This window comes from Bradyrhizobium sp., from assembly GCF_019242285.1.
GTDB lineage: Bacteria > Pseudomonadota > Alphaproteobacteria > Rhizobiales > Xanthobacteraceae > Bradyrhizobium.
The window spans coordinates 1-12,716 of record NZ_JAFAVV010000704.1; the positions used below are offsets into that span (position 1 = coordinate 1).

At 64.6% G+C, this 12,716-nt stretch carries 17 protein-coding genes and 1 pseudogene; 8 read left to right on the forward strand and 10 right to left on the reverse strand.

Annotated features, from left to right (window positions below):
• From JOY90_RS28410 to JOY90_RS28430, 5 genes are all read left to right on the forward strand, one after another.
• A partial coding sequence (locus JOY90_RS28410; RefSeq protein ID WP_291694412.1) for a helix-turn-helix domain-containing protein occupies positions 1 to 880 on the forward strand: 880 nt, incomplete at its 5' end.
• 115 nt (positions 881 to 995) lie between these two features.
• Positions 996 to 1,397, forward strand: coding sequence for a calcium-binding protein (locus JOY90_RS28415; RefSeq protein ID WP_291694413.1), 402 nt, complete (start codon positions 996 to 998; stop codon positions 1,395 to 1,397).
• A gap of 109 nt (positions 1,398 to 1,506) precedes the next feature.
• Positions 1,507 to 1,587, forward strand: a complete 81-nt coding sequence (pqqA, locus tag JOY90_RS28420) for a pyrroloquinoline quinone precursor peptide PqqA (RefSeq protein WP_212402915.1) — start codon at positions 1,507 to 1,509, stop codon at positions 1,585 to 1,587.
• A 166-nt stretch (positions 1,588 to 1,753) separates the two neighbouring features.
• A complete protein-coding gene (locus JOY90_RS28425) occupies positions 1,754 to 2,629 on the forward strand; it encodes a hypothetical protein (RefSeq protein WP_291694414.1) in 876 nt (291 codons plus the stop codon).
• A gap of 91 nt (positions 2,630 to 2,720) precedes the next feature.
• A complete protein-coding gene (locus JOY90_RS28430; protein WP_291694415.1) occupies positions 2,721 to 2,930 on the forward strand; it encodes a hypothetical protein in 210 nt (69 codons plus the stop codon).
• A gap of 31 nt (positions 2,931 to 2,961) precedes the next feature.
• Here JOY90_RS28430 and JOY90_RS28435 read toward each other — a convergent pair whose 3' ends face one another.
• The 4 genes from JOY90_RS28435 to JOY90_RS28450 form a co-directional block, all read right to left on the reverse strand.
• Positions 2,962 to 3,309, reverse strand: a complete 348-nt coding sequence (locus JOY90_RS28435; RefSeq protein ID WP_291694416.1) for a hypothetical protein — start codon at positions 3,307 to 3,309, stop codon at positions 2,962 to 2,964.
• 71 nt (positions 3,310 to 3,380) lie between these two features.
• Complete coding sequence (locus JOY90_RS28440) at positions 3,381 to 4,091, reverse strand: ABC transporter ATP-binding protein (protein WP_291694417.1); 711 nt, start codon at positions 4,089 to 4,091, stop codon at positions 3,381 to 3,383.
• Positions 4,081 to 4,818, reverse strand: a complete 738-nt coding sequence (locus JOY90_RS28445) for an ABC transporter permease (RefSeq protein WP_291694418.1) — start codon at positions 4,816 to 4,818, stop codon at positions 4,081 to 4,083. Before JOY90_RS28445 ends, JOY90_RS28440 begins: the two co-directional genes overlap by 11 nt.
• Position 4,819: 1 nt before the next feature.
• On the reverse strand, positions 4,820 to 5,791 hold the full coding sequence (locus JOY90_RS28450) for an ABC transporter substrate-binding protein (protein ID WP_291694419.1): 972 nt from the start codon (positions 5,789 to 5,791) through the stop codon (positions 4,820 to 4,822).
• Between the two features lie 80 nt (positions 5,792 to 5,871).
• On the opposite strand from JOY90_RS28450, the gene JOY90_RS28455 reads away from it, so the two are divergent.
• Complete coding sequence (locus tag JOY90_RS28455) at positions 5,872 to 6,231, forward strand: hypothetical protein (RefSeq protein WP_291694420.1); 360 nt, start codon at positions 5,872 to 5,874, stop codon at positions 6,229 to 6,231.
• 158 nt (positions 6,232 to 6,389) lie between these two features.
• Here JOY90_RS28455 and JOY90_RS28460 read toward each other — a convergent pair whose 3' ends face one another.
• Together JOY90_RS28460 and JOY90_RS28465 are read right to left on the reverse strand one after the other, a co-directional pair.
• Positions 6,390 to 7,208 carry a quinoprotein dehydrogenase-associated SoxYZ-like carrier gene (locus JOY90_RS28460; RefSeq protein WP_291694421.1) on the reverse strand — a complete coding sequence of 273 codons (819 nt, stop codon included), beginning with the start codon at positions 7,206 to 7,208 and terminating at the stop codon, positions 6,390 to 6,392.
• Positions 7,209 to 7,256: 48 nt separating this feature from the next.
• Positions 7,257 to 8,186, reverse strand: coding sequence for a quinoprotein relay system zinc metallohydrolase 2 (locus tag JOY90_RS28465; protein ID WP_291694422.1), 930 nt, complete (start codon positions 8,184 to 8,186; stop codon positions 7,257 to 7,259).
• Between the two features lie 191 nt (positions 8,187 to 8,377).
• On the opposite strand from JOY90_RS28465, the gene JOY90_RS28470 reads away from it, so the two are divergent.
• Both JOY90_RS28470 and JOY90_RS28475 read left to right on the forward strand, forming a co-directional pair.
• Positions 8,378 to 9,286: a substrate-binding domain-containing protein gene (locus tag JOY90_RS28470; RefSeq protein WP_291694423.1), complete on the forward strand. Its 909-nt coding sequence runs from the start codon at positions 8,378 to 8,380 to the stop codon at positions 9,284 to 9,286.
• Positions 9,283 to 9,837 (forward strand): PQQ-dependent catabolism-associated CXXCW motif protein, encoded by a 555-nt coding sequence (locus JOY90_RS28475; protein ID WP_291694424.1) that lies wholly within the window; start codon positions 9,283 to 9,285, stop codon positions 9,835 to 9,837. The genes JOY90_RS28470 and JOY90_RS28475 overlap by 4 nt, the downstream gene beginning before the upstream one ends.
• Before the next feature lie 133 nt (positions 9,838 to 9,970).
• Here the strand turns inward: JOY90_RS28475 and JOY90_RS28480 are convergent, their stop codons facing one another.
• The 4 genes and pseudogenes from JOY90_RS28480 to JOY90_RS28495 form a co-directional block, all read right to left on the reverse strand.
• Positions 9,971 to 10,855: a hypothetical protein gene (locus JOY90_RS28480; RefSeq protein ID WP_291694425.1), complete on the reverse strand. Its 885-nt coding sequence runs from the start codon at positions 10,853 to 10,855 to the stop codon at positions 9,971 to 9,973.
• 136 nt (positions 10,856 to 10,991) lie between these two features.
• The gene (locus JOY90_RS28485) at positions 10,992 to 11,606 is read right to left on the reverse strand and encodes a hypothetical protein (RefSeq protein WP_291694426.1); all 615 of its coding nucleotides are present in this window, start codon (positions 11,604 to 11,606) and stop codon (positions 10,992 to 10,994) included.
• Entirely contained in the window at positions 11,603 to 12,451 is an 849-nt protein-coding gene (locus JOY90_RS28490) for an ABC transporter permease (protein WP_291694427.1), read from the reverse strand. The genes JOY90_RS28485 and JOY90_RS28490 overlap by 4 nt, the downstream gene beginning before the upstream one ends.
• Positions 12,448 to 12,716, reverse strand: a pseudogene (locus JOY90_RS28495) (ABC transporter ATP-binding protein); the annotation flags it as partial. The pseudogene JOY90_RS28495 and the gene JOY90_RS28490, both read right to left, overlap by 4 nt.

The window sequence follows — 12,716 nt, forward strand, 5'->3', positions numbered from 1 at the left end:
CTGCGGCCGATTTGATGTCGATCCGCTGGAGGCATCCTCGCTCGAGGCCCGGATCCACTACACCACGGTTTCGCGCCTGAAACTGTGCCAGATCGAGGCGAGCCAGCACCGCATTGCCCATACCGACTGGCGAATCAGGTCCAGCGAGCATCCCTATATCAAGATCCTGTTCCAGACCCATGGCGTGTCCTATTTCGAGCAGGATGGCCGCCGCATCGAGATCATGCCCGGCGACTGCCTCGCCTACGACGTCTCCTGTCCGCATACCATCGTCAGCCCGGCGTTGACTCGCCACGAGGTCGTCATCGTGCCCAAGGAGCTGCTGCGCGAGCGCGGTTTCCATTCGGAGAAGATGATGGCCTGCAAGCTCTCCTCCCGCGTCGGCACCGGCCGCATCGCTCATCATTTCGTTCATGCTACTTTCGACGAAGCCACCAGGCTGTCCGCCAACAGCGCGACCGGCGTCGCCGAATCGCTGATCGACCTCCTGCTGTTGCCGCTTCGCGAAGCGGAGGCCGGGCTCGACCGTGTCGGACCGGAGGCGCTCTACATCCGCGCCCAGGGCTTCATCCGCGAGCATCTGCGCGACCCCGATCTCTGTATCGACCAGATCTCGGCGGCGCTGGGTTGCACCAAGCGCTATCTGCACATGCTGTTCTCGGAGCGCGGCATGACCGTGAGCGACTATATCTGGCGGGCCAGGCTGCAGCATTGCCGACAGGAACTGGAGGCGCATGCCGGCAAGACCATCACCGATGTCGCGTTTTCCTGGGGTTTCTCGAGCTCCTCGCATTTCAGCCGCGTGTTCCGGAAATATTTTGGCGTCGTTCCGTCCTCCATTCAGAAGGCGCAGCACAGCGGCGTCGCCGGCGGGACGTGAACTGCCGCGTCGGTCGCCTACTTCTGAAACCTCGGCTCCGCCACATCGTTGACATGTTCCGGGTTGCAAAGCACGGCGCAGCCGCGCCAAACAGCCGAACCAACGGAGCTCAACCATGACGTCGCGACGTACACTTCTCCTGATCATGGCCGCGGCAATGCTGCCCGCAACGGACCTTCACGCGGCTTCGCGCCGCGGCGATCCCGTCAAGCTGCTCGACACCGACAACGATGGAACGGTCGACCTCAACGAGGCGAAGAAAGCGGCTTCTGCGCTGTTCGCCAAGCTCGATCGCGATCATGACGGCACGGTGGACAAGCGCGAACTCGCCGGCCGGCTGAGTGCCAAGGAACTTGCGGCCGCCGATCACGATCACGACGGTACCCTGACGCTGGATGAATATCTCGCCGTCGTCGAGCAGCGCTTCAACGCGGCCAATTCGGATGGTGACGGGACGCTCGATGCCAAGGAGTTGAGGAGTCCGGCCGGGCGCGCGCTGCTGCGGCTGCTGGCATAGTGGCCGCGCTGGTGCGCGCGGGCCCTTGCACAGACTTCGCGGTGATCCTACCCTTCAGGTCGGTGCCACATGGCGCCGATACTGATCAACACGTTTGGGAGGATGACCGATGAGCTGGAAGGCCCCGAAGATCGTCGAAGTGCCGGTGGGCATGGAAATCAACATGTACGCCTGCGCGGCGCGCAAGTAGCGCCTGGACGAACTGCCCGGCTCCGCCAGCAGGCTGGTACGAGCCGCGGCAGATGTTCGTTCGCTTGGCGGCCTGCGACTTCATCGGGACTGACGAGCGTTCGGATTTCCGCTCGAGAAGGTGAAGCTCGGCTCCCCGCTCTTACCGACCACGAGCCCTGCACATCATGCGCGCGCCTGCAATGACGACGTTGAAGGCCGCCGTTTTTTTCTGCCTCGTCGCGCTGCTGCCGGCGCGCGGCCATGCCGAAGGTTTCGACACCGAGCACATTTTCGGCTTCATGATCGGCACCGACGTCGGCGAGGTCGGCGAACGCGAATTTCAGAGCGAGACCACGGGACGCTTCGGCAGGGATGGCGGAGCCTACCGCTCGGTCGGGCAGCAGGTCGAATTGGAGTTCGTGCCGGTGCCAAATTTCCGCATCGAGGCCGGCACCACGTTCGCAGGTCACGCCATCAGCGCGGTTCCCGGTTTCGACGACCGCCATCAGTTCACCTGGCAGGGCGCCTCGCTCGATCTGCGCTACCGGTTTCTCGAGCGGGAAGCCGCCCCGTTTGGCCTGACGCTGGCGGTGGAAGGCCATGGTGACCGTATCGACGAGATCACGGGAGCCGCGGCCCGAAGCTATGGCACGGACGTCACGCTTGCGATCGACCGGGAAGTGATCCCGAACGCGGCCATCGCCGCCGTCAATCTGCTCTACCAGCCGGAATGGACGCATTTCACGGGTCTCCCCGCGGAGGAGCAGGAGGCCACGATTGGCGCGGCCTTCGCGTTGATGACCCGGGTTCGGCCGAACGTCCTGTTCGGCGCCGAGGCGCGGTATTTTCGGAAGTATGACGGCATTGGTCTCAATGAATTCGAGGGCCAGGCCTTCTTCATAGGCCCGAACGTCTATCTTCAACTATCGGAGCGCGCGCGCCTGACTGCGACCTGGAGCGTCCAGGCCTGGGGACGCGCGGCGGGAGCACCCGGCCCGGCGCTCGATCTCGTCAATTTCGAGCGGCATCAGGCGCGGCTGGTGTTTGGCGTCAACTTCTGAGAGCGCCGCTCACATCCTAGTGAACCTCAGGGCTGCCGGTTCCGTAGCTGATTGTGGTATCGATAAGTAAATCGATCCATGGAAGCCGAAGATGGACGTGATCAATCTGGTCATCACGGTCTGTGCGGTACTCTCGCCGACCACCTGCGAGGAGACGCATCTGACATTCAATTCGAGCGTCTCGCTGCGGCAATGCGCGATGTCTGCGCCACCCTATATCGCGCAATGGGTCGGCGAGCACCCGAAATGGACCGCGGTGAAATGGCGGTGCGAATATCCGCACACGAACGAAAAGATTTGACCGGAGCACTGTCGCGCCTGCCGACGCCGAGCTATTTGTTGCAGTCCTTCAGGTCCTGATCGGAGATCGAGAACACCGCGTCGGCCTTGATCTCGATGTCCCGGACGAAGCATTGCCGTGTGTTCGGGTAGCTGACCCTGGCGTCGTAATGTCCCGGTTGGATGCCGGTGATCCGCAGCCGCTCGTCGTGATCGACCTCCTTGTCCTTGTCGTTCAGGGTCTGATTCGGCCCCCAGTCATTCTTGCCGGCTGGCGAAAGCTGGAAGCCTGAAATGGTCGCCGACGTCAGATTCCAGAGCCGGACGCCCTTGCCCTGGGCGAGCAGCGGGAGCGGCAACGCGATCAGGAGCAGGGCGATGATGGGCAACGTTCGCAGCATGACAGCCTCCCGATATTCCTTGCTTGCCGCTTCCGAAGCACGGCGCGTTTTCATGATCAAGAACGATGGTCTCACCGGTTTGGCAAGTCGAGCCGCGCCAGATCGGTCCTGATGGCGCGGATGTCGGCTTCGCTCCGCGCCGAACGGGGCCGGTCGATGGAATGGGTCCGCAGCAGGCGGGCCGGTCTTGCCGACAGCAGGAACAGCCGGTCGCCAAGCCGGACCGCATCGTCGAGATTGTGGGTGACCAGCAATGTCAGCATCGTACGGCCTTCGATCAGGGTCGCGATCTGCTGGCGCAGGCGGGCGGCGAGCGCATCGTCGAGCGAGGCCAGCGGCTCGTCGAGAATGAGGAAGTCAGGCTCGACCGCGAGCGCCCGGGCCAGCGCGACGCGCCGGGCGAGCCCGAGCGAAAGCTCGCTCGGAAAGTGGCTGCGATGCGCGGAGAGCTCGAGCACGTCGAACAGCGCCGAAAGCTTCGCCTCGTCGACCCCGGGCGCGGCGAGGCGGATGTTGTCCTCGACCGACCGCCACGGCAGCAGCCGAGGCTCCTGGAACACCATGCCGATCCGTGCCTGCGATGGGCGCGACACATGTCCTTGATAGTCGCGATCGAGACCAGAGAGGATGCGGAGCAGGGTGCTCTTGCCGCAGCCGGACGGGCCGAACAGCACGCCGACCTCGCCGGAACGGAGCGAGAGCTCGACCTTGTCGAGCACGTCGTGCTGCTCGCCGGCCGCGTTCCTGTACGCCTTGCCGGTAATGACGGCCTCAAGCTGCACGGGACCGCCACCGGGAGACCCGGACCTCGAAGGGTTGCACGAGCGCGGTTTCGATGACCAGCACCACCGCCGCGAAGCTCAAGGAATAGGCGAGCAGGAGAGGAATGTCGAACAGCTGGAACGCCACGCCGATCTCGAAGCCGACGCCGTTCGACCGCCCGAGCAGCTCCGCGACCAGCACGATCTTCCAGATCAGCGCGAGCCCCGATCTCGCCGCCGCGGCGACATAGGGCGCAAGCTGCGGCAGCACGACATGGCGGAACGCCTTGCCGCGCGGGAAGGCGAACACGGTCGCCATCTCATCGAGCGCGGGATCGAGCGCGCGCGTGCCCTCGCGCAGCGTCACCACCGCGGTCGGAAGCTTGTTGATCGCGATCGCCGCGATCGCGGCGACCTCGGTCAGGCCGGCCCAGATATAGGCGAGCACGATCACCACCAGCGCCGGCAGGTTCAGGAGCAGGATCAGCCAGGGATCGCCGAGACGATCGGCCAAGCGTACCCGGCCCATCCAATAGCCGATCGCGGTGCCGAGCGTCATTGCCAACGCAAACGACAACGTGACGCGCGCCAAAGTCGCACCGAGATTGAGAAACAGTGCGCCGGATTTCGCCTCGGTCACGATCGCCGCGAGTACGGCGGGAGGCGGCGGCAGCTTCGCGCCGCCGACGAGCAGCGACGCGATCCACCAGGTGACGAGGAGAACGGCAACGGAGATCAGGCGCAGCACGTCAATCCCCGGCGATGGCGTGGTGGAAGGTGCCGGACTCCAGTTCAGCCGCCGGCCCGACCAGCTCGCGGCCGCCGATCGAGGCCAGCACGCGGTAGAGGGTGCGGGCGTCGGCTTCCTCGTCGGCGATCGGCCGCCGTGGAATCCCCTCGCGATAGCGGTCGCGATAGGCATGCAGCGTCGCTGCGTCCTTGGCGCCGGTCAGCGGCGCTATCGTCTCCCATTCGGCATCCGAGCTCGACAATATCTCCTTGGCCGCGCGGGTCGTCGCGATGAACCGTGCCAGCAGGTCCGGATGCGCGCCGGCCCAGCCTTCGTCGAAGACATAGCCCACCATCGCGGTGCGGCCCTTGGCGCCGAGTTTCGGCAGGATGTCGGCGACGTCGGCGAGGCGGCGGAAGCCTTTCGCCTCCAGCGCCGCGCAGAAATTCCAGTAGTTGAGATTGGCGTCCATCTCGCCGCCCGCGGTTTTTTCCGCAAGCAGCGGCGGGGCGCCGTAGACCAGGGTCGAATCCGTCTTCAGGTCGATGCCATCCTTCTTCAACGAAGCCCGCAGCAACAGCCAGCTCTTGTCGATCGGACCACCGGCGACCGCTAGCTTGTGGCCCTTGAGGTCGGCGAGGCTGCGGATCGCCGAGGCGTTCGGCACCATTACCGCGCCGAGCGCGCTCGAATACGGATAGAAAGTCAGCTTGGCGCCGAGGCTGCGCTCGCGCGACACCCACAGCCAGTCGGAGACGATAATGTCGGCGGTGCCGGCGCGGAGCGCGATCTTGCCCGCTTCGGGGCTCGCCAGCTCCTGGGTCTCGATCGTGAGGTCGGCCTGCTTGTCGAGGCCGTGGCTGCGGATGACGGCGAGCTCCCAGGCGAATGTTCCGGTCTTCTGGGCTGCAATGCGCACGGTTTCCGCGTCGCCGGGCGCGGCGACGACGAACAGCAGGGCGGCAAGCAAGGCGACGGTAAAAAGCTTCATGATCTCGTGAGCCGCTTCCTCGAATGTCTTCTTTTCAGCCCGATAGCGATAGCATACCTTCATTGACCGGGAGAAACGCCATGACCTTGGTCGGATTGCTGAGACCTGTTGCCGCGCTGGGCGCCTTGCTGACGGCGGTCGCGATCGCCCACGCCGCCGATGTCGTCAACGACTATCCGACGTCGGCGCGCGCCGAATATGTTTATGGCTGCATGAAGGCAAATGGCGAGACGCGGCAGTCGATCGAGCAATGCTCCTGCTCGATCGACGTAGTTGCCTCGCTGCTGCCCTACGACCGTTACGTCACGGCGGAGACGGTGCTCAGCATGTCGCAGGTGCGCAGCACGCTTGGCAGCGAGTTCCGCACGTCCGGGCAGGCGACCACGGCCCTGAATGAACTGCGCCGCGCGCAGGCCGAGGCGGAAGTGCGGTGTTTCTGAGGTTCAGATTTTGCTGGGTGGGCTAAGGCGCGAAGGGCCGTGCCCACCATTGTCTCCACGGCGTCGCTCTTGATGGTGGGCACGCTTCTGCCTTGGCGTGGTAGGCGTCAGCGCAAGACACGCTTAGCCCACCCCTACGGCACTGCGCCGTTGCGCCCTCAGCTCCCGGAATCGTCCGCGTTCCATTGCTTCTGGAACACGTGGCCCGCGGTGTCCTTGGCCTCGGCGCGGAAATGCGTGGCGCCGTTCGGGACATAGGTGAAGCGGATGTTCGGGTCCTCCGAGATGGAGATGCCGCCTTCCATCGCCAGCACCGGGCTGTCGTCCTGCCACAGATGCAATTCGTTGACGAAGAAGGCCGGGATATAGAGCTGGGTGAGCTGGTCCATCTGCAGCCCGGAATTGTTCGGGTGCCCGATCATGATCTGCGCCTCGCGCGCACCGCTGCTCGGTCCCTGCTCGGCCCGGGCGAATTGCCGGTATTTCATCTGGCCAATATGGTTCTTGGCTTCCTCGGCGTTCTTGGCGGCGGGCGCGGAGCATCCGCCGGACGCCTTGACATAGGTCTTCGCCATGTAGAGCTGGCCGTCAGAGAGCTCGGCTACGGCGTGGACGTTGGTGTAGTTGTTGACGCGGACGCGGGTCGAGATTTCCGACACATGCGCCTCCGGGCCGAGCGCGAACTTGGCGGCCATCGGCGCCGGATTCTGGTCGATGACGAGCGTGATCGACACCACGTGCCGGCTGTCGGTCGGCGAGAGCTTGCTCCTGAGCGTCACCGGAACGATCGCCGCGTCCTCGGCGCGATAGGGCATCTCGACCGCGATGACGTCGCTGCCGTCGTTCATCGCCCGATTGTTGAAGATGTCCTGGACCAGGCCGGGCCAGGGATCATAGGCTTCCTCGGCGGCCAGCGGCGCGGACCACGTACCGATCAGGCCTGCGGCGCAGATGAGACGAAAGAACAATCCGGGCATCATCGCGCTCCCTGCGGCACCGCCCCTTCGCACAAAATAGCCCGGGCGCTACTCCCATTCAATCTGCGAAAATGCTGCGGTTGCGTTGCGCGCATTGTAGTCGTCGAACAATTGCCATCGTGTTCGCTCCGATGTGGCCGCCGTCTCGGCCGCGGTCGCAATCGGCGCGCCGCGCTTGACCAGCGCCTGAACGTCAGATGCAAGTGTTTCGAGATAGCGGCGCTCGTCGCCGAGCGCCGCGGGCCAGTCGCCGACGGGGCCATGGCCGGGGACAACCCGCTGCGCGGGCAGGGCGCTCAATTTGTCGATTGCCGCCAGAAAGCCGCGGAGGCTGCCGTCCATGACCGGTATATGGGTGAGGAAGACGAGATCGCCCGCGAACAGGGTTTTGGTCTGCTCGTCGAGCACGGTGAGGTCGTTGTCGCTGTGCGCGGCAGGCCAGGCCTGCAGCGTGAGGGATCGTCCACCGAGGTCCAGCTGCAGCGTGTCCTCGACCAGGAGCGTCGGCGGCACCAGCTTCACCTCGTCGATCAGTTCGCCCCCCATGATGCGGCGGAAGGCGTCGATATAGAATTGTCCGCGGGCCGCAAGCGCCGCCGGCAGGTTCTTGTGCCCGACGAACGTCGTTCCGGCACCGACCAACGCCGCGTTGCCGAAGACATGATCCGGGTGGCCGTGCGTGTTGATGACATAGTGGATCGGCTTGTCGGTATGGCCGCGAATGGCCGCGAGCAGTTGCCGGCCCTCGCGCACGCTGCCGCCGCTGTCGATCACGGCGACCGCGTCCTTGCCGACGATGAACCCGACATTGGCGATGGCGCCGTCGTTCTCGCGCGTCATCAGCGCGATCGCGCCCTCATGCACGAAGAGTCCCGGCGCGACCTCGTTCACCGCAAGCGCCTGCTCCTGCGCAAGCGCGTTGCTCGATCCGTGAATGCAGAACAACACCGCAGCAAGCCGCGTGAGGCCGCGAATCATATGTCTGCCTCCGTTCCTTCACGAAACCGTGGGCAACGTTCCGTTTGCATCGCAGCACGCACGAGGAAAATGCGGTCGGGACAATGCCCGTTGCACGCCCCGACCCGCAAGCTTAGCATTTTGCCCAAGCTTGCAATGCCCGGCCATTTCGGCTTGCTGCAATCAAGGAAAGTATCCGGGAGGTTTTAACGATGCGCAGGCCGGAACGGTCGTCGACGAGGTGCAGCGCGCTGGAGCGCAATGCACGAATCTCCTTGCTCGCGAGCCTTCTGGTGCTCGGCGGGCCGGGCATCGCCCGCGCGCAATCGAATGACGGCAGCGATCTGTCGATCGAACTGGTCGATCCCAAGGTGCTGCGGGTCTGCGCCGACCCGCGCAACATGCCGTTCTCGAACGAGAAGGGCGAAGGCTTCGAGAACAAGCTCGCCCAGTTCTTCGCCGACAAGCTGCAGAAGAAACTCGACTATGCCTTCTTTCCGCAGGCGACCGGCTTCGTGCGGATGACGCTGGGCGCGCATCGCTGTGACGTCATCCTGGGCTTTCCGCAGGGCGACGACCTGGTGCAGGGCACCAACCCGTATTACCGCACGGCCTACGCCCTGATCGCCAAGCCGGGCAGTGGCCTCGAAGACGTCGCAACGCTCGAGGACGCGCGGCTGAAGGGCAAGCATATCGGCATTGTCGCGGGCACGCCGCCGGCCACCAACATGGCGTTGGCCGGACTGATGGCAAGCGCAAAACCCTATCCGCTGATGATCGATACCCGCGTCGATTCGTCGGCTGAGGCCATGATCAACGATCTCGAAGCGGGCGCGATCGATGCCGGGGTGCTCTGGGGACCGATGGCGGGCTTCTATGCCAAGAAGCAGAATCCGCCGCTGCACATCACGCCGCTGGTCAAGGAAACCTCCGGCCCGAAGCTCGTCTATCGTATCGGCATGGGGGTGCGGCCGGCCGACCAGAACTGGAAGCGGCAGCTCAACCGCCTGATCCAGGAGAACCAGGGCGAGATCAACAGGATCCTGCTCGACTATGGTGTTCCCCTGCTCGACGAGCAGGACCATTCGATCGGCGCGGAGACGGCGACCAAGTCGCCATGAAGGCCGGCCTGATCGGCGTCGTCCTCGCAGCGCTCGCTTCTGCCGCAGCCTCGGCGCAGGAAAAAGCACCGGAACCCGACGACTACCGGATGGAGAATTTTCGCAGCCCCGTGCCGGCGACGCTGAAGGGCGCGCGGGTCCTGACGACCGATGAAGCCGAGTCGATCTGGCGCGGCAAACGCGGCGTCTTCATCGACGTGCTGCCGCGCCCGCCGAAGCCGAAAAATCTTCCCGCCGGCACGGTGTGGCGCGACAAGCCGCGCCTGGACATTCCCGGCAGCATCTGGCTGCCGGACACCGGCTATGGAAAGCTCGCGCCGGCGATGGAGGATTATCTGAAGCGCGGGATTGCCGTCGCTAGCCATGGCGACAAGGCCGCGCCGCTCGTGATCTATTGCCAGGAGGATTGCTGGATGTCGTGGAACGCCGCGCGGCGGGTGCTGTCCTACGGCTACACCAACGTCGCCTGGTATCCGGAAGGCACCGACGGCTGGGAACGCGCGCTGCTGCCGACGGCGGAAGCCCAGCCCGAACCGCGACCGGATGAATGATGTTCTTCTCGTAAGATGAGCTCTTCGCGAAACCCATCACTTGGCAACACAATGATGGGTTTCGCTTCGAGCCTTTTTCTGTTCCGGCTCCGAGCAAGACGTCGCTCTACCATCCTGCGACTGCGGCAAACGGCTAACGCACGTCGTACTCGTCGGGCTCCATCGCCCAGGCCAACTCGTCATGGCCGTTCGCGTAATTGCGGTTGGTCTGCGTCGGATCGCGGTTGACCAGCGGCCGCAGATACATCGGATGGGTCACGCTGCGCACCTCGTGCTCGACCGTGAACAGGTGCCGGCCGTCGGCGGGATCGACGACGTCGCGAAAGCGGTATTGATACTGGTTGTCCTCCTGGGAGACCAGGCCGCGCTCCAGGAGACGGCGATAGGGGCCCGAAAAATCCGTGATGTAGATCTGGACATGGTGGCCGTCATAATCCGGCTGCGGCGCATCGGTCTCGCGGAATTGCAGATACTGGTCCTTGCCGACCTGCACGCGCGCCACTGCGCCGGTGCCGTTCTCGGGCTCGGCCTTGATTCCCATGATCTGGCGATAGAAATCGCAAATGCCTTTCACGGTTCCGATCGGCACGTCGAACTCGACATAGGGAAAGCCGAGCGCGATCCGCCCGAAACGACCAGCATCGGGTTCGTAGCAGCGCAGGCGGTTGCCCCAGGGGCAGACGGCATCGACGTGATCATTGTGCTCGCTGAAGGCGAAGGCGGTGCCGTCGAGCTTCTTGCGCACCGAGGCCAGGCGGTCGAGCAGGGCCTCGCGGCCGGGCATCACGATCGCGGTGTGGCCGCGCAGCACCTGCGCGGGCCCGCTCGGCAGATGAAACTGGCTGCGGCCGACATTGACCCACATGTTGCCGTCCGAGACCATCAGATAGGGGTCGCGGGTGAGGCCGATGCCCGCGACATAGAACAGCGTCGCCAGGCGCTGGTCGGGCACGGTCACATTGACATGCTCGAGATGGATCGAGTTGCCGAGGTCTTCCTTGGTGCGGTCGAATGGCATGGACGCGGACTCCCTGAGGTGCCGGCATCATAGCGCATGATCCTGGAAAGTGGGACGGTTTTGCGCAAGGAGATCATGCGCGGCGCGCAACTATGAAGTTGCGTGGCGGAATGACGCGGCCGAATGTGACGAGTGGTTATTCGATCTCCTGCTGGATCGCGCGCCCCAACGCGAACAGCCGTTGATCGATCGTGGTCGGGACCTCGCAGACGAATTTCACCACCCGCCGACGGTCCTCGAAGATCCGCGTCTCCCACAACAGCTGGTTGCTGAGCTCGTCGACCTTGGCCGTGTCGGGCGCCGGCGCGTTCTGCTGCTCCTGCAAGGCGATCGTGTCCGACCTGATCTTGTCGGCGGCCTCGCGCTGTTTGCGCATCACGCGCTCCAGCCCGTTCATGACGGAGGAACGCTCGGCGTTGAGAGTATCGAACAGGCCCGCAAACAGGAGCTTGCCGGCGGTGACCTTGTCGGCGGATGCGCCGGAGAGAAATTCCTTGATGTCCTTTTCCGCTTCGTCGACCGGGATGCGCCGGGCAGCGAGTTTTGTCACCAGCGCGCTGACTTTGGCGTCGTCCTTCCACTTGCTCTGCACGTCGTCGAGCGCGGGGCCGGCCCATACCTGAGGCAGCGAGATGTCGGGCACCTTGGCCTGCGCGCACGGCCAGTCGGGAAAACGCGGATCGGCCGCGAGACACGCGCCGCTCGAGGCCGCCAGCGCAAGCCCCGCGCCGAGGAGGATGCGCCAGTTCATGTCTCGCCTCCGGCGGGGCCGCGCCGCGCCAGGCCGCGCGACGGATCATAGGCCAGGATCGCTCCGATCATGAACACGACGGTGCAGCCGGCGACGACGGCGAGCGAGACCCAGTCGATCTTGCCATAGAGCGCGAAGCGGATCAGCTCGACCGCATGGGTGAACGGATTCCACTGGCAGACATAATAGAGCATCGGACTGCCCTCCTGTACCCGCCACAAGGGATAGAGCGCGGATGAGGCAAAGAACATCGGGAAGATCACGAAGTTCATCACGCCGGCGAAATTCTCGAGCTGCTTGATGCCCGAGGAGATCAGCATCCCCAGCGCGCCCAGCATCAGGCCCGACAGGATCAGGGCCGGCAGCACCGTGAGATAACCGATCGGCGGCGGCTCGATGTCCCAGAACCATGCGATCAGCAGGAAGGTGTAGACCTGCAGCAGCGACACCGCGGTGCCGGCGAGCAATTTGCAGAACAAGAGGTACCAGCGCGGCAGCGGGCTGACCAGCAGCGTGCGCATGTTGCCCATCTCGCGATCGTAGACCATCGACAGCGAGGACTGCATGCCGTTGAAGAGCTGGATCATCGCCATCAGGCCGGGCGCGATGTAGACCTCGTAGAGGATGTAGGTTTCGTAGGGCGGGATGATCGAGATGCCCAGCACCTGGCGGAAGCCAGCGGCGAAGATGAACAGCCAGACCAGCGGCCGCACCAGCGCGGAGACGAAGCGCTCACGCTGGTGCAGGAAGCGCAGGCCCTCGCGCCAGACGATGCCGTTGAGACAGGTGATGTATGCGGCGAGCGAGAAGCCGCGCGGGCGTGCTCCGATGGTGGTGACGCTCATGGCGCAGCGCTCCCGATCTGGCTGGCCGCGCCGGTCAGGCGCATGAAGGCGGAGTTCACGTCGCCCGCGCCGGTCTCGCGCAGCACGCGCGACACCTCACCGCTGGCCAGCACCTTGCCCTGGTGCAGCACGACCAGATCGTCGCTCAGGATGATCTCGTCGAACAGGTGGGTGGCCCAGAGCACGCCGATGCGCTGCTCGTTCACGAGCTGGCGGACATGGGAAAGGATGTCCGCGCGCGCCTTGACGTCGAGGCCCACGGTCG